The sequence below is a fragment of the Streptomyces sp. WMMC940 genome (assembly GCF_027460265.1).
Taxonomy (GTDB): Bacteria; Actinomycetota; Actinomycetes; order Streptomycetales; family Streptomycetaceae; genus Streptomyces.
Genome location: NZ_JAPZBC010000001.1, coordinates 921,203 through 945,588, shown reverse-complemented (window position 1 = coordinate 945,588; position 24,386 = coordinate 921,203). Strand labels below are relative to the sequence as shown.

Sequence of the window (24,386 nt, the reverse complement as noted above, 5' to 3'; positions counted from 1 at the left end):
GAACGGGGTGGGGGCCGTGGGGGCCGGGCCGGCGGCGTCCGGCCGGGCCCGTTCACACTCCCTGTGTGCTCCTGGTTCCGTGGCGTGCCCATGCGGGTGCCACCCCCGTGATCTGGCAGACCATGAGGTACAGAGGAATGGGCGGGGTGTAGGGGCTCGAGTCCTCGGGCCAGTGGATCAACCGGGTCCCCTCGGCCGGTACGTACGCCCCGGGGGAGTAGTACGCGGGCAGCGGCCATGCCAGGTCCTGGTCGGAGCCGGCCGGGACGATCCACCACATCCAGTCCGTGTCCGAGTAGACACAGCCCGTGCGGGGGAGGCGGGAGAGCAGTCGGTGGCCGTGTCGTGCGGGCAGCCCGACGGCATCGTGACCGAGTGTGGCCGACAGTCCCGGCGGGACGTCGAGGCGCAGCCGCCCCCGGGGGTCGTCACGCCCCCGGGAGAGCAGGCCGGCCATCGACCTCAGCACGGGCGACCCAGCGCCAGCTCGGCCCAGACGACCCGGCCCGGACCGGGGTGCGCGTCGTGCGCTCCCCAGGCGCTGCTGACGGCGTCCACCAGCAGCAGTCCGCGTCCGCCCTCCTCGGCGGAGACCCGGCGCAGTCGCGGCTCGCCCGGCGGGCAGCCCTCGTCCTGCACCGCTATGCGCAACTGGCCCGGCACGTCGTGCAGTTCGCACAGGACGCGCTGGCTCGCGGTGTGCACGACGGCGTTGGTGAACAGTTCGGAGGCGACCAGAGCGACCGTGTCGAAGTGGCTGCTGTCCACGCCCCAGCGCATCATGCGCTCCTGGATCAGGTGCCTGGCGCGGGCGACCGAGTCGGCCCGGCCGGGGAGCTCGAACCCGAAGCGGCGGATCGCCGGCACTGAGGAAGCCGGCTGACGCGGTATCGCGAGTACGGGCCTGAGCGTGTTACCAGGAGCCACGACCAATCCTTAACGGTGGGGAAGCGGTGCCGTACATGCCTCTCCCCGGGCAAGGCGCGGCAGCCTCGTGAACTGGTTCACCGAGCCACTCTCCCTCCGAAGCCGACACTTGGCAAGAGGCACTCTGAAAATTGCAGAGTGCTGGGTTCTGGGTCAGGGTGGCATGGCACACTCGTCGTGACACCGAGTCGTGGCGTCGGGTCGTGCACATTCGAGAACAGGGCGCTGGGGAGGTCTGTAGTGAGCGAGCCGCGGTCCGCCCCCACGGTGGGGCAGGTCGTACTGGGCAAGCGACTGCAGGATCTGCGGGAGCGAGCCGGCCTGAGACGCGAGGAGGCCGCCAGGGTCCTCCGCGTGGCCCCCGCCACCATCCGCAGGATGGAGACGGCGGAAGTCGCTCTCAAAATCCCCTACGTCCAGCTCCTCCTGAGGGCGTACGGCGTCCCCGAGGGCGAGGCCGAGGGCTTCGTCCAGCTCGCCGAGGACGCCAACAAGCCCGGCTGGTGGCAGCGTTTCCACGATGTGCTCCCCGGCTGGTTCAGCATGTACGTGAGCCTGGAGGGGGCGGCGAGCCTCATCCGCGCGTACGAACCGCACTTCGTCCCCGGGCTCCTCCAGACCGAGGACTACGCCCGCGGTGTCATGCACAGCGGAGCCCTCGGCGCCACCAGCGCCGAGGACGTCGAGCGGCACGTCGCCCTGCGCATGGAGCGTCAGGGGCTGCTCGGCAGGTCCGACGCGCCCAGATTCTGGGTGATCATGGACGAGACGGTGCTGCGCCGTCCGGTGGGCGGACCGAAGGTGATGCGGGCCCAGATCGACCGGCTGCTCGAGGCGGCCGAGCGGCCCAACATCACCCTCCAGGTCGCGGAGTTCGCGACCGGACCCCACGCCGGCACCTACGGGCCGTTCGTGCTCTTCCGCTTCGCCGTGCCCGAACTGCCCGACATGGTCTACAGCGAGTACCTCACCGGCGCGGTCTACCTCGACGCCCGCCCCGAGGTGGCCTCGCACCTGGAGGTCATGGACCGCATGGCGGCCCAGGCCGCCACCGCGCAACGCACGAAGGACCTCCTCCGGAGCGTCCGCAAGGAGCTGTGAATGGACCGCATATACAACGGCATGCCCGCCCGGGAGCTCGGCTCGGAGGGTTGGCACAAGCCGTGGAGCGGTGGTAACGGCGGCAACTGCGTCGAGGCCATGAAGCTGGCCGACGGCAGGGTCGCGGTGCGCCAGTCCGCCGATCCCGACGGCCCCGCGCTCATCTACTCCCACGGCGAGATCGCCGCCTTCATCCAGGGCGCCAAGTCCGGTCAGGCGGACTTCCTCCTGACGTGATCGGCCGAAGGCCCGGGCCCGGCCGAACGCCTGACTTCCGGTCAGTAACCTTTCCAGTGAGCGCAGTTCGTCCATCCACCGCCACACCCTCGACCCCTGGAGGCGCCAGATGACCGGGCAAGACCCCGCCGCCGTACGCATCGACACCAGCAAGCCGCACCCGGCCCGGATGTACGACTGGTTCCTCGGCGGCAAGGACAACTACCCGGTCGACGAGGAGATGGCCAGGCAACTCCTCAAGCTCGACGCGCGCGGCCGCGACATGGCCCGGGTCAACCGGGCCTTCATGCACCGCGCCACGCGCTGGCTCGGCGGCAACGGCATCCGCCAGTACCTCGACGTCGGCACCGGCATCCCCACCGAGCCCAACCTCCACCAGATAGCCCAGGAGGTGGCGCCGGAGTCCCGCGTCGTCTACTGCGACAACGACCCGATCGTCCTCGCCCACGCCGAGGCACTGCTGCGCAGCACCCCCGAGGGCGCGACCGAGTACATCCAGGCCGACGCCCGCCGGCCGGAGGCCATCCTGGAGGCGGCCGGCAAGGTCCTCGACTTCGACCGCCCCATCGCCCTGTCGCTGCTCGCGCTGCTGCACTTCGTGGACGACGAGGACGGCGCCTACGAACTGGTGAACCGGCTCGTGGGCCGGCTCGCCCCCGGCAGCTACCTCGTGCTGTCCCAGACCACCGGCGACTTCGACCCCGAGAAGGCCGCACTGGCCCGGGCGATGTACAAGGAGCGGGGACTCACCCTGCGTCCCCGCTCCCGCGAGGAGTTCACCCGGTTCTTCGACGGTCTCGACCTCGTCGAGCCCGGGGTGTCGCTGACCGCCGAATGGCACCCGGAGCTCGGTGAGGCCGTCGCCGTGACGGGCGACGACCCCATCCCGGGCTACGCGGGCGTCGCGCGCGTTCGCTAGTGCCGCGTCAGGCTTGGTCCGTCCGTGAAGGAGCGGCGTCCGGTGCACGGGGTCTCCCCGGCCCTCCGGGCCGGGGGGAAGGATCGCAAGGCGCCGGATCGACGTCGTAGTGGGCCCGATCGGTCGATTCGGCAACGCCGCGAGTCGCCGTGCCGGGCGTCGCGACCGGGCGAACCTCGCCCGACGCGGCACCGGCACCCGCCCCGAGGGCCGGCGATGTCCCGCGTGCCGGCTCCAGGGGCGGCGTTCACGGCGCCTCCCGGCCGGTGTCGAGCTGTCGGACGAACCGGGCCTGGTCCGCGAGGAAGCGGTCGGTGTACAGCCGCCGGGGGGCGAAGACGGCGGTCGCCGTCAGGCGCCAGTCCGAGCGCTCCAGATCGTGGTCGACCAGGGAGTGGGCGGCGTCGGGATAGCGTGCGACCGTCAAGGACTCGGCCGGCAGGACCTCGCGGTAGACGGCTTCGGTGTCGGCGACGTCCACGTGGACGTCGTGGCCGGCCAGCACCAGCAGCAGCGGCGTGCCGCGCATCGCCCGGAGGTCGGCGGTCGCGTCGGACCGGTGGTTCCTGGCGATGAACGCCCACCGCCCCGGCGTCATGTCTCCGACGTCACCGACCGCGGTCCGGTACTCGGCGAACGACGCCCCGCTCTTCAGCAGGTCCAGCGTGGTCTCACGCCTGCGCAGTGCCGCCTCCTTCTCCTGGGCGGTCGCGCCGTCCCTCTCCAGTTCTGCGAGGAGGTTGTATCGGCCCTGCCGCAACCAATTGACCGCGGGGGAGACGGCGATGACGAACTGTAGCCCCGGTTCCCGGGCGGCTGCCTCGGGCAGGACCCAGCCGGCCTGGCTCGCCCCCCACAGGCCGATACGGCGGCCGTCGATGTCGGGGCGCTTCCGGGCCCACGCCACCGCGGCCAGTGCCTCGTCGGCCCGGTCGGTCATGCTCTGGTCCAGCCAATCGCCCTCCGATCCCCCGACCCCGGGCTTGCTGAACGACAGCGAGGCGTATCCGGCGCGGGCGAAGGACTCCCACAGCGGCCGGTAGAACGTCTCCTGCGTCGCGTCGACTGGGCCGTCGCCGTGGACGAAGACCACCAGGCCGAACGGCCCCTCACCCCGCTGGGGCCGGGCCAGCACCCCGTCGAGCAGCTTGCCGTCGTGCCGCAGCGACACCTTCTCCTCGCGCAGCTCGTAGGTGTTCTGCCACACCACGACTCCGCCGAGCGTGGCGACCGCCGACAGAGCCCCCGTCAGCGTCCACACCGCCCACCGCCACCTGCGCCGTACCGGCGTACCCCGTGTCCGGAACAACCCGGCCCCCAAAATCTATCGCCTAAAGAACGGTCGTATTGATGATGAACGTATTACCATCGATCGCACAAGGGTGATCCGACGGACGGAGGAAGGGACGGCGTGGAGACGACGGCAGGCGAAACCCACCGGAACCACGACCCGATGGTGCGCAGGGGCGTACCCGAAGCCAGCGAGGGGCAGGTGGCGGCTCTGTACTGGGAGGCGTTCGGCCGCAAGCTGGCCCCGGCTCTCGGCCCGTCCGAGACCGGGCGGGCGTTCATCGCGGCCCACCTCAACCACGACCGGGGCGTCGTCGCGCTCTCCGGTGGCCGGGTGGTCGGTGTGGCCGGCTACCGGCTGAGCGGCCGTGCCCTGACCGGCGGCGGTGTGCGGGAGTTCCTCTCCGCCTACGGCCTGTTCCGCGGCCTGCCCAGACTGGCGGTGCTCGCCCTGCTCGAACGCAACCCCGCCGCAGGCGAACTGGTCATGGACGGCATCGCCGTCGATGCGGCACACCGCGGCAAGGGCATCGGCAGCCTCCTCCTGCGGGAGGTCGCAGCCGTGGCCGCCGAGCACGGCTGCCACCGCGTCCGTCTGGACGTCATCGACGCCAACCCCCGCGCCAGGGCACTGTACGAGCGGCACGGCTTCACCGCCCACCGCACCGAGCGGACCCCCTACCTGCGCAAGCTCATGGGCTTCGGCGCGGTCACCACCATGCACCGCTCGGTCACCACACCTGGCGCGGAGAGCGAACGGAACGCACGATGAACACCGGTGCCCCGGCCCGGGCCGACGGATCGGCCGAGCGGCCGGAGATCCCCACCCGGCTGGTGGTGCAGGCCATGGTCCGCGAGGACGGCACCGTCGACGCCGCCGATCTGTACACCGTCGCCGGCCTGCTCGGCATGAGCGACCAGCAGATCAGGCTCTGCGTCAAACGCCTCGTCACCGAGGGCCGGTTCACTCAGGAAGGCCGGGGCCGCAGAGCCACGCTGCACGCCGTGGCCGATGTGACCGGAGCCCTCGCGCCCGACGCCGCCCACGTCCGTCACGCGTACCGGCAGGACGCCGGACTCGCCCCCTGGGACGGCGCCTGGCACCTGTTCGCCTTCGCCATCCCCGAATCCCAGCGGACCGCCCGCGACACGCTGCGCGAGCACCTCCTCCACCTCGGCGCCGCACCCGTCCAGAGCGGCCTGTACATCGCCGCCAACCCCGTGACCGAACTCGTCGAAGCCCAGGCCAGGCACCTCGGCGTCATCGGAACCCTCACCAGGCTGACCACCACCGACCCCAGGATCGGTGACATCGCCGACCCCCGCGACCTCGCCGCAGAGCTGTGGCCGCTCGGCGAGATCGCTCGGGGGCACGAGGACCTCGCCGCCTTCGCCCAGGCGCGCCTGGCCCGTCTCACAGAGCGGCCGGAGCCGTCGGACGCCGAGCGTCTCACCATGGCCGTCGAACTCGCCGCCCAGTTCACCGCCGCGATGATGCCCGACCCTCTCCTGCCGCCGGAGCTCCTGCCCCAGCCCTGGCCGGGCAACCGCGCCCGACGCCTGGCGGCCGACTGCTGGGAACACCTGCGCGACGCCCCACCGGCCGGTGGAACCCCCAACCTCCGCCTGTTCGCCCTCTATGCCGACGCGCTGCTCCCGGGAGCGCCGTGACCGGACGGATCCACCGGCCGCGCGAACCCGTCCGGTCACGGCACCGGCTCAACCGCGCCCACCGTCCGGCGGCAGCGGGGTGACGAGGAACCGCGTCCCCGCTCACCTTCCCGGCCGCAGGGAGTCACGGCACCGGCCGACCACCCGATGCCTCCCTTGGGCCCGAGCGCCCTCGTCGCCGGTCCCGGCCGCCCCGGGCCCCCGCCCGCCCGCTCAGATGGCCATGGCCTCCTGGATCCAGCGCTTCACCCGGTACGGCAGCCACCAGGCCAACTCGCCGACGCGCAGGACGAGATGCTCGTCGGTGAAGTCTGCCAGCGCGTCCGGCGGCACGTCGGCCGCCGGGGCGCCGTGGTCCAGCCGGGCGATGGCGTCGTGGTAGTGCGGCTCGTCGCAGGTGAAGCGGCGCAGATCGCCCCAGCGACGGTCGCGGATCTGGAGGAAACCGGGGCCCTGCCGCCACAGGCACTTGCACAGGTAGTGGCTGCTCCGCCAGGCGAGCAGCTGTTCCTCCGCCCGGTCCGGACCCTCCAGCCGCTGCGGTGGCTGGAGATGGCTGAGAAGCTTCCACGTCTCCTCGTCGCCGGCCCCGACCCGCAGCCGCCATTCGACGAGCACGGCGCGCGCGGTGAGGTCCCGGACCAGGCAGAGCGACCGCACCGTGCGGCGTGCGGTGGCGGGGGCGGCGTTGGCCGCGGGGGTCAGGTCCACGGTGCGGGGCACCACGACCCGCCGGGCCCCGAGACCCCACAGCCGGTCGGTCTCCTCGTCCATCGGGCCGGAGAGCCGGTGGCTGCCGAGCGCCATACCGGGCAGGGCACAGGCGTCCGGGTCGTAGTCGCGCCAGGCGGTCACCGTCAGCGGGACGTCGTCGGCGGTGGTGCTCGGGGGATGGACTGCGCTGGTCATGGGGCCTCCTGGGAGCGCGGGTACCGGGCTGCGGGTCACACCGAGACGGGCGGCTGGACGGTGTCGTGGGGCGCGTTTGCCCGGCCGCGGTCACCGCCGCCCGACCACGCCTCCCCGTCGGCCTCACCCCCGCCGGCCGGCTTCGGTGCGGCGGCATCCGCGGTGTGCAGATGCCGCATGAAGTCCAGCCGCAGCAGGTCCTCGTTCACCGCGGCCGGGGCGATGTGCACGTACTGGCCGCCGTCGGTGAAGACGATGCCCCGGGCGACCCACTCGTCCAGGATCCGCTCCACCTCCTCCTGGCCGCGCGGGTCGCCCGGGACACGGGCCGCCGCCTTGCGGGCGAGCGCGGCCGGTGCGTGCGGCTGGTCCAGCAGCCGGAACAGCGCGACCTCGAACGGATCGGCCAGCTCCCACGCGCGCCAAGGGAAGGCACGGCGCCGGCTGACGAGCACGATCCGGTCACCGAGGTCGGTGTACGTCAGCCGGGCGTCGGTGTGGTGCTTCCTCCAGCCGGCCAGTGCGTCGTTGAGGGCGGAGACGGTCGGTTCGCCGATGCCGCGCGCCGGGGCCTCGAAGACGTAGGCGAGGTCGTACAGCTCCTCCTCGGGGAGGTCGTAGGTGAACCGGTAGTGCGCCTCGGGACGCAGCCCCGTGAAGCCGAGTTCGGGGCGGTTGAAGTACGGGCTGAACCGCTCGATCGCGATGCGGGCGGACAGGTCGACCGGCGGGTCGAGGTGCTCCAGGGCGGGAATCTGCGCGATGACCGGCTCGTAGTCCTCCGCGGTCTCACCGGGGAAGCCGTGCAGGTAGTTCCAGGACACCGACAGGCCCGTCTCCGCCCCGTCGCGGAGCATGCGCACGTTCTGGCACCCGCTGACGCCCTTGTCCATCAGGTCGAGCACCCGGTTGTTGAGGCTCTCGATGCCGGGCTGGACGTAGATCAGCCCCGCGTCGGACAGGGTGCGCAACTGGGGCCGCCGCATGTTCGCCTTGATCTCGATGTGCAGCCGCAGGTCGTAGCCGCTGTCGATGATCCGCGGCAGCACGGTGGTCAGATAGCCCATGTCGAGGATGTTGTCGACGACGTACATGTCCAGGACCCGGTGGCGCCGGGCCAGTTCCATGATCTCCTCGTAGAAGACCTCCGGGCTCTTGCTGCGGAACTGCATGAAGGAACCGTTGAGGCCGCAGAACGTGCAGTGGTGCTTCTCGCCCCACCAGCAGCCGCGGGCGCCTTCGACGACCAGCTTCGGCTCCACCCAGTTGCGCGCCACGGAGGCGGCCAGGCACTCGAAGTAGCCGCTGTAGTCGGGCGGGAGGATGTGGGCCGGCGGCAGGGGTGCGGTGGCCATCGGGTTGACCACGCTGCCGCCGTCCGCCGCCCGGTGGCACAGGCCCGGGATGCCGCCGAGATCGGTCCGCCCCTCGGCCAGCGCCCTCACCAGTTCCGGGAACGCGGTCTCGCCCTCGCCGCGTACGACATGGTCCACGAACGGGAAGTTCCGGTGGACCGCGGCGCCCTGCTCGGCATCGCAGTTGGCCCCGCCCATGACGGTGACGATGTGCGGTGCGAGCCGCTTGACGTGGCGGGCGGCGGCGAGAGCTGCGGTGTTCTGCTGGAAGGTGGAGGTGAAGCCGACGACGTCGGGGGAGTGCTCGACGATGCGCCGGGCGATCTCCTCCACGAACGCGGGCACTTCACGGTGCAGCTCCCGCGTCATCCGCATCCGCGACGCGCGCAGCTTGCCCTTCATCACCGACCCGAACTCCTCCTCCCGCCACGAAGGGTCGTCGTACAGCGCCGAGGAGAAGACCCAGTCGCCGCATCCCATGAAGTAGGAGGACAGGGAGTAGTACTCGTAGTCGTCGGCGGCGAACTCCTGGCGGGCGGTGATCCAGTCGGTGAAGTCCAGGTTGGCGTGCAGGACCTCGGCCGTGGCCCCCGGGACCCGCTCGTCGATGCTGCGCTTGAGGATGCCGAGGGCGAGTGAGGGCAGGTCGATGGGGGACCAGGGCATGTTGACCAGCAGTACGCGCACTTCGGCTCCTTGACGGTCCTCGAACGGTGGGTCGTTGGGTGCTGGGGCGGTGGTCCGGGCCGGTCCGCCCGGCGGTCGGTCGTCACGCCGGGCGGACGCGGGGCTTCGGCGGTTGCGTCCGGCCCGGGGCGTGCGCCGGGCCGGCCGGGCCGGGTCAGTCCTCTTCGGAGTCCTCGGCGTTGCGGAACGGGATCGTGATGGTGATCCCGACGCTCGGCTTGCGGTTCTCCTCGTCACCCGCCAGCGGGTCGTTGTTGATGACGTCCTTCTGCACGGTGTCCTCCTCTCTCTGTGCGCCGATGTGGTGCCTGTCCCGGTGCCACCGATGCCGGCGGCGGGCCGGGATCCCCCTCCGGTCGGAGCGGGACGTCTAGGTGTGCCCGGCCCCCGGGGCCGGGGCGCGCGAGCCCGGGTGCCCGGCGCGGCGCAGTTCGTGGTCCAGGAACCCGATGCCGCGGCGCAGCACGGCGACGTGGTCACGGCCGTCGTAGCCGTCGTGCCCCGTGTCCAGCCACATGGCCTCGTGCCGCACGCCCGCACGGGCGAGGGCCCGCAGATAGTCGCGCACCTGCCCCGGCGGGCACTTGTCGTCGCGCTCGGCCGCGACGACCAGCAGCGGGGCGCGTACGCGGGACACGTAGCTCACGGGGGAGCTGCGGGCGTACTCCGCGGGCATCGTCTCGGGCGTGCCGCCGAACAGCCGCTCGTCGAGGGCACGCAGCGCGGGAGTGGCGGTGCGGTGGGCGGCCGCGCAGTCGGCGACCGGCTTCACCGCGACGACGGCGCGCCACAGGCCCGGGTCGACCCCGGCAGCGAGGAGCGCCAGGTAGCCGCCCCACGAACTGCCCCACAGGGCGGTCGCGTCGGCCCGCACCAGACCGCGGCGGACCAGGTCGGCCCGTACGGCGGCGAGGTCCTGCACCTGGGTCAGGCCCACGCCCGCCGGGTACGCGCGCCGCCAGCGCGCCCCGTAGCCCGTGGAGCCCCGGTAGTTGACGCGCACGACCGCGAAGCCGGAGGCCACCAGGGAGTGCACGACCCCGTCGTAGGCGTCGCGGTCGTGGTCCGCCGGACCGCCGTGCACCAGGAACACCGCCGGGGCGGGGAGCGCGTCGTCCGGCAGCGCGAGCAGGCTGTGCACCGGGCCGTCCGGGCCCGGCGTCCAGACCTCGCGGTGGTCGCCGGGTACGGAGCCGTCGACCGTCCCGAGCGGCGGCAGCCGGGTGCCCGCGGTCGACAGCATGCGGGGCGGCCGCGAGGCCGACGTCCACAGGCAGTGCAGGTCCCCGCCGGGCCGCACGGCCGCGGCGAGCAGGGTGCCGGGCGGCGTCGGCACGGCGGTGACCGAACGCCGTCGGGGGTCGGCGCGGTGGAGCAGGCTGCGGCCGTGGCGTTCCTGCCGGACCAGCACGCTGCCGCCGTCGGGGTACCAGGAGGCGGTGATCTCCGTGTCGAAAGCGCACCACTCCCAGGTGCGCAGTCCGGAGCCGGGGCGCCAGACCGCGAGGACGTAGCGGTCGCGGTGCTGCCGTACGAGCAGCAGCTCGGTGCCGTCTTCGCCGCGGACGCGGTGTTGGTCCGCAGGGCCGGGATCGGCGCCGCCCGCCGGCCGGAAGCCGAGCGCCCACAGTTCCCCGCCGTGCCCGCCACCGCGCAGCACCGCCAGTACCGCGCCGTCCGGGGACAGCACCGTCACCGCGCGATCGGAGCCTGCCGGGCCGCTGACGGCGAGGTGCCGCCCGTCCGGTGAGATCCCCGCGAGCACGGCATGACCCTCGATCCGCGTCACGGTTCGGGCCCTGCCCCCGCGCCGGCCGATGCGGACGGTGGTGCCGTCGTCCGCGGCCGTGGCGACGGCGACCGTGCCGCGGGAGGTGAGGGCGAGCCCTCGTGGGGCGCCGTCCGGTACGCCCTCCAGACCGGGCCGGTCCTCGCCGCCCTCGAAGGGCCGGAAGCGCCAGTGGCCGCGGCCGTCGGCGTCCTCGTCGAACCACCACACCCGGGCGTCGTGGTCGATGGCGCAGTGCAGTGTGCCGCCCGGACGGTCCGTCACCTGCTCCGCCACACCCGTCGTCGCGTCCCAGGTGAAGACCTGGCAGCGCCCTTCTGCGTCGGCGGTGAAGGTCATCCGCGTGGGGTCGGTGGGGCAGACGTCCGGCAGTTCGGCGCGGTAGGTCCGGAAACGGGGCGCGGGGCGTTCGCCGACGGCGGTCGCCCCATCGGCGGGCACCTCGACGGGGCGGCGCCGGGTCTCGGCGGCGGAGGGGCGGGTCACGGTCGGCCTCCGGGGCGCAGACGTCCGGCCCGCAGGCCGGTGAACAGGGCGAGGAGCGCGAGCGCCGAGGCGCAGACCGCCGGGGTCGCGGCCGGGTCGGCGTACGTGGCGAGCACCCCGGCGACCACCGGTGAACCGGCTCCCGCACCCACGACCGCCGTGGCCAGCAACGCGCCCGTCCTCGCCTGGAGATGGTGCGGGGTCTCGGCGATCGCGGCGGACTGGACGACCACGGTGGCCGGGGCGAGCAGCAGACAGAACGCCCCGAAGCAGAGCCCGAGGCTCCAGGGCGACCCCGCCACGGCGAGGCCGGTGGCGGGAAGCACCGTCAGCCAGGTCACGGCCACCAGCGTCCGCGCGCCGCCCAGTCTCCGTACGACGGCGGGCGCGGCGAGGGCACCGGCGAGCCCGGCGCCGCCGGACACCGCCAGCACCAGCCCCATCGCGACCGGCCCGCCGTCGTCCTGCAGTGCGAACAGGGCGGAGAAGTACAGGGCCGCCAGCGCCGCGTTGACCGTCGTGGTCCAGACGAGGACGAGGCGGAGGCGGGGTGCGCCACGGAGCAGGGTGAGGCCGGCGACTGTCTCGCGGGCGTACGACCGCAGTGCGCGCAGCGGAGTCGACGTCCCGGCGGACCGGGCGTCCGGGGCGGGTGCGGAGCCGTCCGCGGCGGGGGACCCGGGCGACGGGGAAGGGGCCGATGGGGACGCGGGCGATGGGGACCCGGGCGAGGGGCGAGCGCCGGTAGGGGCCTCTGCCGGTACGGGCGCGGCTCCCCGCGCGTGGTCCGCCGCGGGCGGCGTGGAACCGGGTCGCAGATCGGAGCGCATGGACCGGACGCACAGGGCCGTCACCACGTACGAGAGCGCGTCGGCGGCGAACGGGAGGGGCCGGGAGAGCTGGTACAGCACCCCGCCGAGGAGGGGGCCCGCCACGAGCGCGGCGCGGTCGCCGGCCTCCAGACCGGCCACGACGCGGGGCACCTCGTGCGGCGCGGCGAGGATTGCCACGGTGCCGCGCGCGGCGGCCTCGAAGCACGCGGTGGCCGTGCGCTCCACGAGCAGTGCGCCGAGCAGCAGCGCGAACGGGGGCCGGCCGCCCACCACGGACAGGGCCACCGCCCCCATGGCCGCCGCGGCCACGGCGGCGGAACCGGCCATCACGGGTTTGCGCATGCCCCGGTCCGCCGCCACCGCCACGACGGGCCCGCAGACGAGCGTGACGAGCATGCCCGCGCCCGCGAGGAGCCCGACGGTCGTCGGCGGGTGACCGAGTCCGAGGAGAAGCAGCGGGAAGGCGACGCCCGACATCTGGGTACCGAGGGCGTCGGCGGTGTTGGAAGTCCACAGCAGCCCGATGTCGCGCGGGGCGCCGAGGCGACCGGCTCCGCCGTCGGGCTCCTCCGGTCCGACCGGCAGGTCGTCCGGAACCCGGCGGACGAGTTCGTCCCGCTCGCCCCGTAAGCCCACGCCGTCGGAGTCGCCGGAAGGCGCAGCACGATCCATGCCCTGCCCCCTCGGGTCGTGGTGGTACCTCCCGCCGTCACATCGCCGTTCCTCAGTGCGCGCAAGGAGCGCACAAATATGCAGGAAATGTGCGGGAAGTGAAATCGAGCGGAGCCTAACCACGGCGATTCGGCAGCCGCAAGGCATCGGACGTCGACCGATCCTGTCGCAAACCGGCCGTCGGCCATGGCTGTACGGGGCCGGGCCGCGCTTTCGCGGCTTACGCGCCCGAGGGTGTCGTCCGTTCGGTGGGCGGAGGCCCGGCGCCGCCCTGAAGGGCGGCTTCCGCGCCTCCGCTTCACATGGGCGCACCCTCCGTCCGTCGCGGCTGGGCGGAACGGTGTTCTCCGGTACGCCGTGTGCGCATTCCGGACCTCACGCGGAACGCCGGACTCCTCATCGTCCGCCCGGAAGCGTTTGTGTGAGCAAAGCGCCTCCGGATGTGAACGCGGCCGGTGTTCGCGTGGCGGGTGTGGCGGATGTGTCGAACCGGCCTCGGCTTGTGTGCGGAGGCCGGGTGGTTCGGTCCCGCTCCCCGATTGGCGCGAAACCGTTCCCCTGCTGCGGCGTGCGTCGACCCGTCGGGGCGGGTCGTGCTGCGCCGGGCCTCGGGCGACCGGAGCGGCTTGACCGTGGTGTTGATGTAACAGAAACTGTTGCAACAAGGAGGGGTGATGGCGGCGAACAGTCGATTGACCATCGCGACGCATGCGCTGGCCTGGCTGGCGTTGGCGCATCGCCGTGGCCGGGAGGTGCTCACGTCGGAGCAGGTCGCGGCGCTCGAGGTGTACGACGCCGTCGACGCGCATCGGCCGTTCGGCCTGCACCACACCGAGCCCAATCCGGAGTGTCCGGTCGGCCGGGGCATCCGGCCCGCCCTGAGCGGGGTCTACGACCGGGTCGAGCTGGTCATGCGGCGGGAGCTGGCGGACACATCGATCGCCGATGTGCTGCGCGAGACGCTGGTGAACCAGCCGACGGTCCGGCGGTCCGGCGGTCGGAAAGGCGCCGTGCCGCCTGTTGTCACCAGGTTTGTTCCAACAGCTGAACGAGGGTAGGACTGGTGGAAGCTCTGCGGTGCCCGATCGTCGAACTGCGGCAGTACACGCTGCACCCAGGACAGCGAGACGCACTGGTCGCTCTGTTCGACCGCGAGTTCGTCGACTCCCAAGAGGCAGTGGGTGCGACCGTCCTGGGGCAGTTCCGTGACCTGGACGACCCCGACCGGTTCGTCTGGCTCCGCGGCTTCGAGGACATGCCGCGCCGCGCCGAGGCCCTGGAGAGCTTCTACGGCGGGCCGGTCTGGCAGGCACACCGCGACGCGGCGAACGCGACGATGATCGACTCCGATGACGTGCTGCTGCTGCGGCCGGCCTCGGCGCGCGGTGGGTTCCCGGTGCCGGTCGGTGCCAGGCCGACCCCCGGCGAGCCGGTGCCATGGCCACGGTCGCTCGTCCTGGCCACGATCTGGTACGGCCGCGGCCCGTTCGACACGCCGTTCGTCGAGTTCTTCCAGCAGCGCGTGCGGCCCGCACTGGCCGAGACCGGCGGCGAGCCACTGGCGTACCTGCAGTCGGAACACGCCACGAACACCTTCCCGGCGCTGCCGGTACGGACGAACGAGGAGGTCTTCGTCTGGTTCGCACGCTTCACCGACGAGGGCCACGTCGACGACCACCTGAATCGCCTGCGGCATTCGGAACGCTGGCGCGAGGAGGTGCTGCCGACCCTTTCGGAACGGTGGGCCAGGACCCCGCAACGGCTGCGGCTGGCACCCACCGAGCGGTCGCTGCTGCGGTGAGTTCCCAAGGAGCCGGGCGACGGAAGGCGACCTCGTCGACCGTCACCCGCCGATCGGCGCCACGACGTCGTTCGCATCCGACTTCCGGCCCGCCCGGCCGCCCGGCAGGGAACATCCGGGGGCACCCTGACCGGACCGGTACGTTCGCGCGCCTGCGCAACCCACCGGTCCCGCGCGGTCGTGCCGACTCCGCTCGCCGCTACGGCGCCGCGGATCCCGCCGCCAGTCCCGCCTCGGCCGCCGCGAGTGCCGCCGGGTGGCCGAAGAAGCCCGGCAGACCGCCGGTGTGGAGGAGGACCGTACGCTCGCCGGGGGCGATGTCGCCGTCCTGTACGGCCGCGATCAGACCGGCCATGGCGCGGCCGGTGTAGACGGGGTCGAGGACGATGCCCTCGGTGCGGGCCGTGAGCTTCAGGGCGGCCGACACCGGCGCGGTCAGCGCGCCGTAGCCCGCACCGACCTGGTCCAGCCTCAGCCGCAGGGTCTCCGCGGCGACGTCGTGGCCCGCCAGGCCGGAGGCGAACGCCGAGACGCGGGCGGCCGGGTCGGGTACGGCGCCGCAGTGGACGCCGAGGACGCGGTCCGGACCGAGCGCGTCCACGAGGCCGGCCATCGTGCCGCCGGAGCCGAGGGCCACCACCACGGTCGTCAGGTCGGGTGCCTGGGCGAGGAGTTCGCGTCCGCAGGCCGTGCAGCCGCGTGCGCCGAGGACGCTGGAGCCGCCGAACGGGACGAGTTCCGGGACCGCGCCGTCGGCCCGGAGCAGCTCGGCCACCTCCCGGGCCGCGGTCGCGAGCGCGTCCGACCGGACGTCACCGGCCCAGACGACAGTGGCGCCGAACAGGCCGTCCAACGCCAGGTTTCCGCCGGCCGACGCGTCCCGGGTGCCGGCGAGCACCAAGACGACCTCCAGCCCCAGGCGGGCGCCGGCGGCCGCGGTCAGCCGGGCGTGGTTGCTCTGCGGCGCGCCCGTGGTCACCAGGTGGGTGGCGCCTGCCGCCACGGCCTGCCCGCAGAGCCACTCGAGCTTTCTGATCTTGTTCCCGCCGCCGCCCAGGCCCGTGAGGTCGTCGCGTTTGATCCACAGGTCGTCAGGGCCGAGGCCGAGCGCATGGGCGAGCCCGGGCAGGGGTTCCAGCGGGGTCGGCCAGGTGCCGAGCGGGACGGGCTGCGGAGCGCCGCTTGCGGAGGTCATGCTCACCATCGTCACCCTTGGTGCTCCGCGGGCCGGCGCCGGGCCCCCGTGTCGCGGCGGCCCGCCCCCGGGGCACACCGGCCCCGTCCCACGCCCCCGGGCACCGCCTCCTCAACCCCGCTCCAGCGCCCCCCGGACGAACGCCGCCTGCCCCGCGTGCTGGAGATCGTCGGAGATGACGCTCACCAGCCGCACGCCCACCGTCACCGGCGGGGACCACGACTCGTCGACGATCCGGCCGAGAGCGGCGTTCGTCAGACCCCTGACGAACGCCACCGTCTCCGCGTGGACGGCGTCGTGGTAGCCCAGCAGCAGGTCGGGCGACTCCACCCGCACTTTCGCCACCTGGGCCCGGGTGTGGCCGTAGCCGGTCGCGTCCGGGGGGAACGGCAGCCCGAAACGGCTCTCCCAGTCCTGGGAGAGCCATACCTGTTCCCGTCCCGCCGCGTCCGCCACATGGTCGTCCTGGACCCGGGTGAGGTGCCACACCAGCCACGCGATGGTGTTCGCCCCGGGGCCGACGCGGGCGTGGAGGAGGTCCGGGCCGCACCCCCCGACCGCGTCGTGCACCGCCTCCCGGATCCGTCCGAAGGCGTCTTCCAGCAGTGCCGCGCTGTTCATACGGCGAGTCAATCCCGGCCTCACCGCACGCCCGTCCTCGACACGCGGGCCGCCACCCCCATCGCCGCCCACTCCTGGCGCACCGCCCGAACCGGCCGCCGCAGCGCCTCGCCCGCCGTCGCGGTGCTTCGACCGCAACCGCGGCCGAGGCGCCTCGCCCGCCCCTGGCCCTGTCTCATCCGCCTCCGCGCCTCAGCCGCACCGTGACGATCTGGAACGGCCGCAGCCCCAGCGCCACTCCGTCGTCCTCGACCGCGAGCGGCGGACCCTCCAGCGGTCGCTCCAGCAGGTCCGTCAGGACCGCGCCCGTGACCGGGAACCCTGTGCGCAGTACCGTCGCCGCACGACCGCCGAGCGACTCGTAGAGCCGGACGACGACGTCCCCCGAGCCGTCGTCGGCCAGCTTCACGGCCTCCACCACGACCGCGGGACCGTCCGTCGTCACCACCGGCGGCACCGCGGCACCGCCCGGGCCGATCCGGAGCGGCAGATTCAGCGCGTACCCCTCGGCGATCGCCTCCTCGATCGTCGCGCCGGGCAGCAGGGCGTACGTGAAGCGGTGCGGGCCCTGGTCCGCCTCGGGGTCGGGGATGCGGGGCGCGCGGACCAGACTCAGCCGGACGGTCGTGGTCGTGCCGCCGTCCTCCTCCCGCGTCGTGCGCGTCACATCGTGCCCGTACGTCGAGTCGTTGAGGACCGCGACGCCGTAGCCGTTCTCGCCGATGTGCACCCAGCGGTGGCCGTAGACCTCGAAACGGGCCGCCTCCCAGCTGGTGTTGGTGTGGGTGGGGCGGTGGACATGGCCGAACTGGATCTCCGCGGTGGAGCGTTCCGCGTGCACGTCGACCGGGAAAGAGGCCTTGAGGATCTTCTCCGCCTCGTGCCAGTCGATCTCGGTGTCGATGTCGACACGGCGGCTGCCGGCCCGCAGGGTGACGGTCTGCACGATCCGCGAGCCCCGGCCGAAGACCCGCTCCACGCGCAGCGCGCCGAGCAGCGGGCTGTCGTCGGCGATCCTGATCGTGGCCCCCTCCAGCAGGTCGGTGTAGCGGGCCAGGTAGTGCTTGTCGATGTCCCAGGCGTCCCAGTGGTTCGGGAGGTCGCTGTGCAGCCGCAGCAGGTTGCCCTTGCCGCCGGGCGGCAGCACCTCCCGGCCGGCGACGAGGTCGCGTACGGAGGTGAAGGTGCCGTCGTCGGCGAGTTCGACCCGTACGAGCCCGTTGTCCAAGGCCCGGTTCGTCACCTTGACCGGCGGTTGCGCCGGGGCCCGCGGGACGATCCGGGCCGAGCCGGAGGCCGGGACCTCCACGGTCACGGGGGCGGAGCCGTCGGACAGCCTCGGCAGTCCCGGGTCGAGGACGTCGGCCAGGACGGACGGCACCCGTACGACCTCGGCCCGGTCCCGGGGCCCCGCGTTGTACGCCCACGGCTCGACCCGGCCGGCTCCGCTCACGGCCTCCAGGGCCTGCGCGGTCAGCGCCTCCAGTTCCTTCGCGACCCGGGCGTACTCCGCCTCGGCCTCCCGGTGGACCCAGGCGATCGACGAGCCGGGCAGGATGTCGTGGAACTGGTGCAGCAGCACCGTTTTCCACAACCGGTCCAGCGCGGCGTGGGGGTAGGCGTACCCGGGCACGTGCAGGGCAGCCGCCGTCGCCCACAACTCGGCTTCGCGCAGTGCGTGTTCACTGCGGCGGTTGCCCTGCTTGGTGCGGGCCTGGGAGGTGAAGGTGGCACGGTGCAGCTCCAGGTACAGCTCGCCCGACCACACCGGGGCGTCGGCGTGGCCCGCGTACTCCGCCCGCGCCGCCTCGAAGAAGGCGTCCGGGTGCTCGACGACGACCTTCGCCGAACCCTCCAGGTCCGCCAGCCGGCGGGCCCGCTCCAGCATCTCCCGGTTGGGTCCGCCGCCGCCGTCCCCGTGGCCGAACGGCGCCAGCGACCGCGTACCGCGCCCCTTGTCCTGGTAGTTGCGCACCGCATGGGCCATCTCCCGCCCGGAGAAGACCACGTTGTAGGTGTCGACGGGCGGGAAGTGGGTGAAGATCCGCGAGCCGTCGATGCCCTCCCACCAGAAGGTGTGGTGGGGCAGCTTGTTGGTCTGGTTCCAGGACAGCTTCTGCGTCAGGAACCAGCTCATTCCCGCGAGCTTGGCGAGCTGCGGATAGGCCGCCGTGTAGCCGAACGAGTCCGGCAGCCACACCCCGTGCGTCTCGACGCCCAGCTCGTCGAGGAAGAAGCGCTTGCCGTGCACGAGCTGCCGGGCCAGCGCCTCGCCGCCGGGCAGGTTGCCGTCCGCCTCCACCCACATGCCGCCGACGGGCGTCCACTGCCCTTTCGCCACCGCCTCCTTGATCCCGGCCCACACCTGCGGGTGGCCGTCCCGCACCCACGCGTACTGCTGCGCCTGCGAGCAGGCGAAGACGAACTCGGGGTATTCCCTCGCCAGCGAGGTGACGTTGGAGAACGTCCGGGCCGCCTTCCGCTTGGTCTCCCGGATCGGCCACAGCCAGGCGCTGTCGATGTGGGCGTGCCCCACCGCCGACAGGGTGTGCGCGCTGGCGTGGGCGGGCCGGGCGAGGGCCTCGGCGAGGACGTCGCGGGCACCGGCCGCCGTCCCCGGCACGTCGTCGAGGTCCAGCACGTCCAGCGCCCGTTCCAGGGTGTACATGATCTCGTGGCGGCGCGGCTCGTGCTCGCCGAGTTCCAGCATCAGCTCCTGCAGCACCTGCATGTCGAGCGACAGGTGCCAGACGTCCTCGTCGAGCACGGTGAGATCGGCCCGCGCGAAGGTGTAGAGCGGCGCGCTGCCCGCGGTGCGCTTGTCGCCCATGGGGGTGGGGGAGCGGAAGCGGTCCTTGAGGATGTCCGGGTTGGAGGCGGCCTCGATCAGGAAGGCGACCCGTTCGCCGCCCGTCGCGGGTGAGGAGATCGGCACGTACTGGTTCTGCGGGTTGACGGCCTTCACGGGTGTGCCGTCCGGGAGGTGGACGAGCGCCTCGGCCTGGTTGCCCGGCCAGCCACTGGTGAACCCGAGGTCGAACCAGGCCTCCACGCGCCGGCCCGCCCATTGGGCGGGCACGTCGCCGGCCACCCGGAACCAGGTGGTTCCCCACGGCGGACCCCACGCGGTGCCCGGGGCGAACGGTTCGTAGGGGGCCTTCCGCGCCTCCTCGAACGGCACGGGCTCGTCCGGCACCTGCCAGGCCGCCACGGTCAGCGGCACGGAGTCCGCGTGGATCACCGGCCGGATGCGCTGCTCCAGTACGCGCGCGACGCGCTGCTCGATCCTGTGCCGTTCGTCGTGCATCTCTCAGCACCTACTTCCGGTTGAGGTGGGCGAGACCGGGGTGTACGGCGGTGTACCGGTCCAGCAGGCGGCGGGCGACGGTGACGGAGTCGACCAGGGGATGCAGGGCGAAGGCCCGCACGGCGGCGGAGCGGGACCCGCTCTCCGCGGCCGTCATGACCTCCCGTTCGACGGCCTTCACCGCGGTGACCAGACCGGTGGCGTGGCCCGGCAGCGGGTCGACGGCGTACGGGTGGGCGCCGCCGGCGTCCACGAGGCAGGGCACCTCGACCACGGCGTCCGCGTCGAGCACGGAAAGGGTCGTGCGATTGCGGACGTTGAGGATCAGCGTGGCGCGCTCGTCACGGGCGACCGCGCGCATCAGGGCCAGCGCGACCTGCTCGTACCCGCCCGACTCCAGGTCCTCGTCGGCCCGTCCGCCCGCGCCGGACGCCTCGCGGTTGTCGGCCATGTACGTCGCCTCGCGCTCGGCGAGGGTGGACTCCCAGCGCCTCAGGGACGGTTCGGCGTAGAAGCCTGCCTGCTGGTCGCGGAGGAAGGCCCCCCGGGTGCGTTCCGCCCGCCGGTACGCGCGCACGGTCTCGCGGTTGAAGTAGTAGTAGTGCAGGTACTCGTTGGGGATCGCGCCCAGCGAGCGCAGCCAGTCCGCGCCGAACAGCCTGCCCTCCTCCAGGGAGCCGAGCGCCTCGGAGTCGTCCAGCAGACGCGGAAGTTCGTCCTTGCCGGCCACCCGCAGTCCGCGCAGCCACCCCAGGTGGTTGAGGCCGACGTAGTCCATCCCCACCCGGCCGGGGTCGGCGCCCAGCGCCCGCGCCACGCGCCGGCCGAGCCCGACCGGTGAGTCGCAGATCCCGATGACCCGGTCGCCGAGCACCCGGGACATGGCCTCGGTGACGAGCCCCGCGGGGTTGGTGAAGTTGATGACCCAGGCGTCGGGCGCGAGCGAGGCGATCCTGCGGGCGATGTCCGTGGCGACCGGCACGGTCCGCAGCCCGAAGGCGATGCCCCCGGCGCCGACCGTCTCCTGGCCCAGCACGCCCTCGGCGAGCGCCACGCGTTCGTCCGCCGCGCGCCCCTCCAGTCCGCCGACGCGGATCGCGGAGAACACGAAGTCGGCGCCGCGCAGCGCCTCGTCGAGATCGGTGGTGACCTCGACGGCGGGTGCGTCCGGCACCGCGGCGGCCTGTTCGGCGAGCACGGTGGCGACGGCGCGGAGCCGGGACCCGTCCACGTCGTGGAGGGTGACCCGGGTGACCCGGCCCTCCTCGCGGTCGCCGAGGAGCGCGCCGTACACCAGCGGCACGCGGAAGCCTCCGCCGCCCAGAACCGTCAGTCTCATCCCGCGACCTTCCTGCCGCCGTACGTCCGCGCGCCCCTGCGGCTCCCGCGTCGCCGAGGCGCCGCACTGCCGGAAGGGCGGCCACCGCCGTACCTCGCCGGCCTCTTCCGCCGTGTCCTGGGCACTCCTGACCTCTTCTGCCCTCTTCTGCCCACAACGCTGTCACCTCGGCGGCATTCGCGCGAGAACCCCCCGGCGGGCCCCCCGGGCCTGGGCCGGCGCCGGACCTGTTGGTGACTGTCGGTAAATGCAGGATGTTGTCGCGGCCCCCGGGAGTGCCGTCCTGCCCGGGGCCTTCCGACGGGCTTCGGCCTCGCCGTGGGCTCCAGCCGGTCGACCCGGCAAGCATGGCCTGAAACGCTCGGTGGCCTCCCGAGCCCGCGGTGTTCCGCCGGTCTGGTCTCCGCCGGGCCGACCGCCAGGACTCACCCCTGCTCGCGTCACCGTTCGAGGGGGTGAAGGACCAGGCCCGACCGCTCCCGGAGGACGTCGACCCCGGCCTGGACGGCGGCCACGACAGCAGCGAAACCCGAGCCGCACTGGAGGAGTTCGGCTTCACCGGCACCATTGCGTGACCGGGCGAGTCCCGCAGCACTCGGCCGGAGGCCGTCGCGTGCCGGCGCCCCGCCCTGGCGACAGGCCCCGGTGGACCTGGGCCGGGGCCTGCGCACGCGCTCGCGCCGTCCGCCGTCATTGGGCGAACCTACAAAACCACGCGGCGTCGCCGTCAACACTTTGTGCATGTCGCCAATTCTCGTGCGGTGCCATACAGGGGTTCTATTCGGACACACGACGAGACGCTGCTGCCGTCACCAGTAAGGCCTCGACGGCGTGACCGCACTGACAACCCTGACTCCGCCGACCGCACGCCGGACCAGGGACAACCAGAACTCTTCCCCATCACACCTCTTGAAGGGCAAGGCAGAGATGGCACGTTTCGCCGTTCAGCTCCCCGGTCGCAAGGAGCAGAGCCCCCATCCGGTCGACGAGGTGCTCCCCGTCTCCAAGCTGGCGCTCTACGGATTCCAGCACGTACTGGCCTTCTATGCCGGCGCGGTGATCGTTCCGATCATCGTCGGCGGTGCGCTGGGGCTCAGTGCCGAGCAACTGGTCTACCTGATCAACGCAGACCTGTTCACCTGCGGTATCGCGTCCATCATCCAGGCGTGGGGAATCGGCCGGATCGGTGCGCGGCTGCCGCTCATCCAGGGCGTGACCTTCACCGCGGTGTCGCCGATGATCGCGATCGGCATGGGCGCGGGGGGCGGCACGGCGGCCCTGCTGGTGATCTACGGTGCCGTGATCACGGCCGGTCTGGCGACCTTCGCGTTCGCCTGGCTGCCCGCCAGGGCGTTCCGGTCGGTCATGCGGCTGTTCCCGCCGGTGGTGACCGGCACGGTGATCACGGTTCTCGGTATCGTGCTGATCCCGGTCGGCCTGAACGACGCGGCGGGCGGACTCGGCAGTCCGGACTTCGGTGACCCCAGGAACTTCGCCTATGCCGGCGGCACGATGCTCTTCATCCTCGTCCTGATGAAGGTCGGCAGGCAGTTCCTCTCCAGCATCGCCATCCTGCTCGGCCTGGTCGGCGGCACCGCCGTGGCCTTCCTGCTCGGGGACGCGCACTTCTCGGAGGTGGGCAAGGCGAACTGGGTCGGGGTCACGACGCCGTTCCACTTCGGTATGCCTCAGTTCCAGTGGCTCCCGATCCTTCTCATGCTCATCGTCATGCTGATCACCATGGTCGAGACGACGGGCGACACGTACGCGGTCGGTGACATCGTCGACAAGGAGGTCGACAGTGAAACCGTGGCTCGTGCCCTGCGCGCGGACGGAGCGGCCACGGCCCTGGGAGGCGTCCTCAACTCCTTCCCTTACGTGGCATTCGCTGAGAACGTCGGACTTGTTCGAATGACCAAGGTCAAGAGTCGCTTCGTCGTGGTGGCCGCCGGTGTGTTCATGATGGTTCTGGGCCTGCTCCCGAAGGCCGCCGCAGTCGTCGCCTCGGTGCCGCACGCGGTACTCGGCGGCGCGGCCACCGTGATGTTCGCGATGGTGGCCCTGGCCGGTATCCAGACGCTGGCCAAGGCCGACCTGAAGGAGGAGAAGAACGCGCTCGTCGTGGGTGTGTCCCTGGCCTTCGCGCTGCTGCCGGCCACCGTCCCGGTGCTCTTCAAGGAGCACATGGACGCCGACCTCGCCTCTCTGCTCAACAGCGGCGTCACGCTCGGCGCGACGTCCGCGATCGTACTGAACCTGATCTTCAACGGGCTCGCCGAGGACAAGACGCCCGTGGTGGTCACCCCCATCGAGACGACAGGGGACGCGGAGAACACGGAGGACGCGGAGGACGCGGAGAACGCGGAGAACACGGAGGGCGCGGAGGGCGCGGAGGGCGCGGAGGACGACGCCGCTCCCGCGCCGACCGTCTGACTTCCCGGACCTCCCGAGGGGTGCCCCGGCCGGACCGCGGTCCGGCCGGGGTCACTGCCGTCCTGGCGGAGGCGCCGCGCGGGCCCCGTTCGCCCGGTGAGACACCCGGCGCGCCGCCCCGCGCGACACAATGGCCCCATGGCCCGACGCACCTCCCGCCCCCCGCAGCCCACCGTCACCGACGGTTCGCCCTGTCCCTGCGGACTGCCCGCCGCGTACGGAGCCTGCTGCGGCAGGTTCCACACCGGGCGGTCCACCGCCCCGACGGCGGAACTGCTGATGCGCTCCCGCTACTCCGCCTTCGTCGTCCGCGACGAGGGCCATCTGCTGCGCACCTGGCATCCCGACCACCGGCCGAGCGGTGTGGAGTTCGATCCCGCGACGCGCTGGACCGGTCTGGAGATCCGGGAGACCACCGAGGGCAGCATGTTCCACACCACCGGCACGGTCACCTTCGTCGCCCGCTACACCCACGGCGGGGAGCCCGGACAGCTCCACGAGCGCAGCCACTTCGAACGGCACGACGGCGCCTGGGTGTACGTGAACGGCACCTTCATGGAGTGACCGACGCGGCCCCGGCCGGCCGACAGTCCGTCAGACGCCGTCGTCGAGCCCGGTCGCACGATCATCAGCGCGGTGACGACCGCCCCCAGCAGGCTGAAGACACCCGTGTGCATCGCGAGCCGCTTGGTGTCCGCGATCACCGCGGGCCCTTCCGGCACCGCGGTCTGCCGGGGGAGCACCGGCGCGGCCAGTACGGCGGCGGCCCCTGCGGTGAGCACGATCGAGACGATCAGCCAGGCGTCAACAGATT

The 24,386-nt window shown here is 72.7% G+C and carries 20 protein-coding genes and 1 pseudogene; 9 read left to right on the top strand and 12 right to left on the bottom strand.

Annotated elements, in window-relative coordinates; all coding sequences use genetic code 11:
- Positions 1–52: 52 nt before the first annotated feature.
- The gene (locus O7595_RS04265; protein WP_269727381.1) at positions 53–457 is read right to left on the bottom strand and encodes a hypothetical protein; all 405 of its coding nucleotides are present in this window, start codon (positions 455–457) and stop codon (positions 53–55) included.
- A gap of 5 nt (positions 458–462) precedes the next feature.
- Positions 463–927, bottom strand: coding sequence for an ATP-binding protein (locus O7595_RS04260; protein WP_269727379.1), 465 nt, complete (start codon positions 925–927; stop codon positions 463–465).
- A gap of 240 nt (positions 928–1,167) precedes the next feature.
- On the opposite strand from O7595_RS04260, the gene O7595_RS04255 reads away from it, so the two are divergent.
- The 3 genes from O7595_RS04255 (at position 1,168) to O7595_RS04245 (ending at position 3,184) form a co-directional block, all read left to right on the top strand.
- On the top strand, positions 1,168–2,028 hold the full coding sequence (locus tag O7595_RS04255; protein WP_269727378.1) for a helix-turn-helix domain-containing protein: 861 nt from the start codon (positions 1,168–1,170) through the stop codon (positions 2,026–2,028).
- Positions 2,029–2,265 carry a DUF397 domain-containing protein gene (locus O7595_RS04250; RefSeq protein WP_269727377.1) on the top strand — a complete coding sequence of 79 codons (237 nt, stop codon included), beginning with the start codon at positions 2,029–2,031 and terminating at the stop codon, positions 2,263–2,265.
- Between the two features lie 109 nt (positions 2,266–2,374).
- Positions 2,375–3,184 carry an SAM-dependent methyltransferase gene (locus tag O7595_RS04245; RefSeq protein ID WP_269727376.1) on the top strand — a complete coding sequence of 270 codons (810 nt, stop codon included), beginning with the start codon at positions 2,375–2,377 and terminating at the stop codon, positions 3,182–3,184.
- A 247-nt stretch (positions 3,185–3,431) separates the two neighbouring features.
- On the opposite strand, the gene O7595_RS04240 is transcribed toward O7595_RS04245, so the two are convergent.
- Positions 3,432–4,445 (bottom strand): alpha/beta hydrolase family protein, encoded by a 1,014-nt coding sequence (locus O7595_RS04240; protein ID WP_269727375.1) that lies wholly within the window; start codon positions 4,443–4,445, stop codon positions 3,432–3,434.
- A 150-nt stretch (positions 4,446–4,595) separates the two neighbouring features.
- On the opposite strand from O7595_RS04240, the gene O7595_RS04235 reads away from it, so the two are divergent.
- Together O7595_RS04235 and O7595_RS04230 are read left to right on the top strand one after the other, a co-directional pair.
- The gene (locus O7595_RS04235; RefSeq protein WP_443071560.1) at positions 4,596–5,246 is read left to right on the top strand and encodes a GNAT family N-acetyltransferase; all 651 of its coding nucleotides are present in this window, start codon (positions 4,596–4,598) and stop codon (positions 5,244–5,246) included.
- Positions 5,243–6,145 (top strand): PaaX family transcriptional regulator C-terminal domain-containing protein, encoded by a 903-nt coding sequence (locus O7595_RS04230; protein ID WP_269727374.1) that lies wholly within the window; start codon positions 5,243–5,245, stop codon positions 6,143–6,145. The genes O7595_RS04235 and O7595_RS04230 overlap by 4 nt, the downstream gene beginning before the upstream one ends.
- Before the next feature lie 213 nt (positions 6,146–6,358).
- Here the strand turns inward: O7595_RS04230 and O7595_RS04225 are convergent, their stop codons facing one another.
- The 4 genes from O7595_RS04225 to O7595_RS04210 form a co-directional block, all read right to left on the bottom strand.
- Positions 6,359–7,054: a DUF5825 family protein gene (locus O7595_RS04225; RefSeq protein ID WP_269727373.1), complete on the bottom strand. Its 696-nt coding sequence runs from the start codon at positions 7,052–7,054 to the stop codon at positions 6,359–6,361.
- A gap of 35 nt (positions 7,055–7,089) precedes the next feature.
- Complete coding sequence (locus O7595_RS04220) at positions 7,090–9,096, bottom strand: RiPP maturation radical SAM C-methyltransferase (RefSeq protein WP_269727372.1); 2,007 nt, start codon at positions 9,094–9,096, stop codon at positions 7,090–7,092.
- Positions 9,097–9,466: 370 nt separating this feature from the next.
- Positions 9,467–11,371, bottom strand: a complete 1,905-nt coding sequence (locus O7595_RS04215; RefSeq protein ID WP_443071559.1) for a S9 family peptidase — start codon at positions 11,369–11,371, stop codon at positions 9,467–9,469.
- On the bottom strand, positions 11,368–12,876 hold the full coding sequence (locus O7595_RS04210; RefSeq protein WP_269727371.1) for an MFS transporter: 1,509 nt from the start codon (positions 12,874–12,876) through the stop codon (positions 11,368–11,370). Before O7595_RS04210 ends, O7595_RS04215 begins: the two co-directional genes overlap by 4 nt.
- Positions 12,877–13,550: 674 nt before the next feature.
- On the opposite strand from O7595_RS04210, the gene O7595_RS04205 reads away from it, so the two are divergent.
- Entirely contained in the window at positions 13,551–13,934 is a 384-nt protein-coding gene (locus tag O7595_RS04205; protein WP_443071558.1) for a hypothetical protein, read from the top strand.
- A gap of 5 nt (positions 13,935–13,939) precedes the next feature.
- Positions 13,940–14,677 carry an NIPSNAP family protein gene (locus O7595_RS04200; RefSeq protein WP_269727370.1) on the top strand — a complete coding sequence of 246 codons (738 nt, stop codon included), beginning with the start codon at positions 13,940–13,942 and terminating at the stop codon, positions 14,675–14,677.
- A 199-nt stretch (positions 14,678–14,876) separates the two neighbouring features.
- Here the strand turns inward: O7595_RS04200 and O7595_RS04195 are convergent, their stop codons facing one another.
- From O7595_RS04195 to O7595_RS04180, 4 genes are all read right to left on the bottom strand, one after another.
- Positions 14,877–15,872 carry a pyridoxal-phosphate dependent enzyme gene (locus O7595_RS04195; RefSeq protein WP_269727369.1) on the bottom strand — a complete coding sequence of 332 codons (996 nt, stop codon included), beginning with the start codon at positions 15,870–15,872 and terminating at the stop codon, positions 14,877–14,879.
- 111 nt (positions 15,873–15,983) lie between these two features.
- Complete coding sequence (locus tag O7595_RS04190; protein ID WP_269727368.1) at positions 15,984–16,493, bottom strand: mycothiol transferase; 510 nt, start codon at positions 16,491–16,493, stop codon at positions 15,984–15,986.
- 175 nt (positions 16,494–16,668) lie between these two features.
- A complete protein-coding gene (locus O7595_RS04185) occupies positions 16,669–19,800 on the bottom strand; it encodes an alpha-mannosidase (RefSeq protein ID WP_269727367.1) in 3,132 nt (1,043 codons plus the stop codon).
- Positions 19,801–19,810: 10 nt separating this feature from the next.
- Positions 19,811–21,139, bottom strand: coding sequence for a 6-phospho-beta-glucosidase (locus O7595_RS04180; protein ID WP_269727366.1), 1,329 nt, complete (start codon positions 21,137–21,139; stop codon positions 19,811–19,813).
- 927 nt (positions 21,140–22,066) lie between these two features.
- Between O7595_RS04180 and O7595_RS04175 the strand changes: the two genes are divergently transcribed.
- Positions 22,067–23,572, top strand: a complete 1,506-nt coding sequence (locus tag O7595_RS04175; protein ID WP_269727365.1) for a nucleobase:cation symporter-2 family protein — start codon at positions 22,067–22,069, stop codon at positions 23,570–23,572.
- A gap of 138 nt (positions 23,573–23,710) precedes the next feature.
- On the top strand, positions 23,711–24,136 hold the full coding sequence (locus tag O7595_RS04170) for a YchJ family protein (protein WP_269727364.1): 426 nt from the start codon (positions 23,711–23,713) through the stop codon (positions 24,134–24,136).
- Between the two features lie 32 nt (positions 24,137–24,168).
- On the opposite strand, the pseudogene O7595_RS04165 reads toward O7595_RS04170, so the two are convergent.
- Positions 24,169–24,378: pseudogene (locus O7595_RS04165) on the bottom strand (hypothetical protein); the annotation flags it as partial.
- Positions 24,379–24,386 lie beyond the last annotated feature (8 nt).

What these genes read in the sequence shown, in the direction of transcription:
- O7595_RS04265 (WP_269727381.1), bottom strand. Translation starts at nt 457, where the DNA reads ATGGCCGGCCTGCTCTCCCGGGGGCGTGACGACCCCCGGGGGCGGCTG.
- O7595_RS04250 (WP_269727377.1), top strand. Translation starts at nt 2,029, where the DNA reads ATGGACCGCATATACAACGGCATGCCCGCCCGGGAGCTCGGCTCGGAG.
- O7595_RS04245 (WP_269727376.1), top strand. Translation starts at nt 2,375, where the DNA reads ATGACCGGGCAAGACCCCGCCGCCGTACGCATCGACACCAGCAAGCCG.
- O7595_RS04230 (WP_269727374.1), top strand. Translation starts at nt 5,243, where the DNA reads ATGAACACCGGTGCCCCGGCCCGGGCCGACGGATCGGCCGAGCGGCCG.
- O7595_RS04225 (WP_269727373.1), bottom strand. Translation starts at nt 7,054, where the DNA reads ATGACCAGCGCAGTCCATCCCCCGAGCACCACCGCCGACGACGTCCCG.
- O7595_RS04210 (WP_269727371.1), bottom strand. Translation starts at nt 12,876, where the DNA reads ATGGATCGTGCTGCGCCTTCCGGCGACTCCGACGGCGTGGGCTTACGG.
- O7595_RS04205 (WP_443071558.1), top strand. Translation starts at nt 13,551, where the DNA reads ATGGCGGCGAACAGTCGATTGACCATCGCGACGCATGCGCTGGCCTGG.
- O7595_RS04195 (WP_269727369.1), bottom strand. Translation starts at nt 15,872, where the DNA reads ATGACCTCCGCAAGCGGCGCTCCGCAGCCCGTCCCGCTCGGCACCTGG.
- O7595_RS04190 (WP_269727368.1), bottom strand. Translation starts at nt 16,493, where the DNA reads ATGAACAGCGCGGCACTGCTGGAAGACGCCTTCGGACGGATCCGGGAG.
- O7595_RS04185 (WP_269727367.1), bottom strand. Translation starts at nt 19,800, where the DNA reads ATGCACGACGAACGGCACAGGATCGAGCAGCGCGTCGCGCGCGTACTG.
- O7595_RS04180 (WP_269727366.1), bottom strand. Translation starts at nt 21,139, where the DNA reads ATGAGACTGACGGTTCTGGGCGGCGGAGGCTTCCGCGTGCCGCTGGTG.
- O7595_RS04175 (WP_269727365.1), top strand. Translation starts at nt 22,067, where the DNA reads ATGGCACGTTTCGCCGTTCAGCTCCCCGGTCGCAAGGAGCAGAGCCCC.
- O7595_RS04170 (WP_269727364.1), top strand. Translation starts at nt 23,711, where the DNA reads ATGGCCCGACGCACCTCCCGCCCCCCGCAGCCCACCGTCACCGACGGT.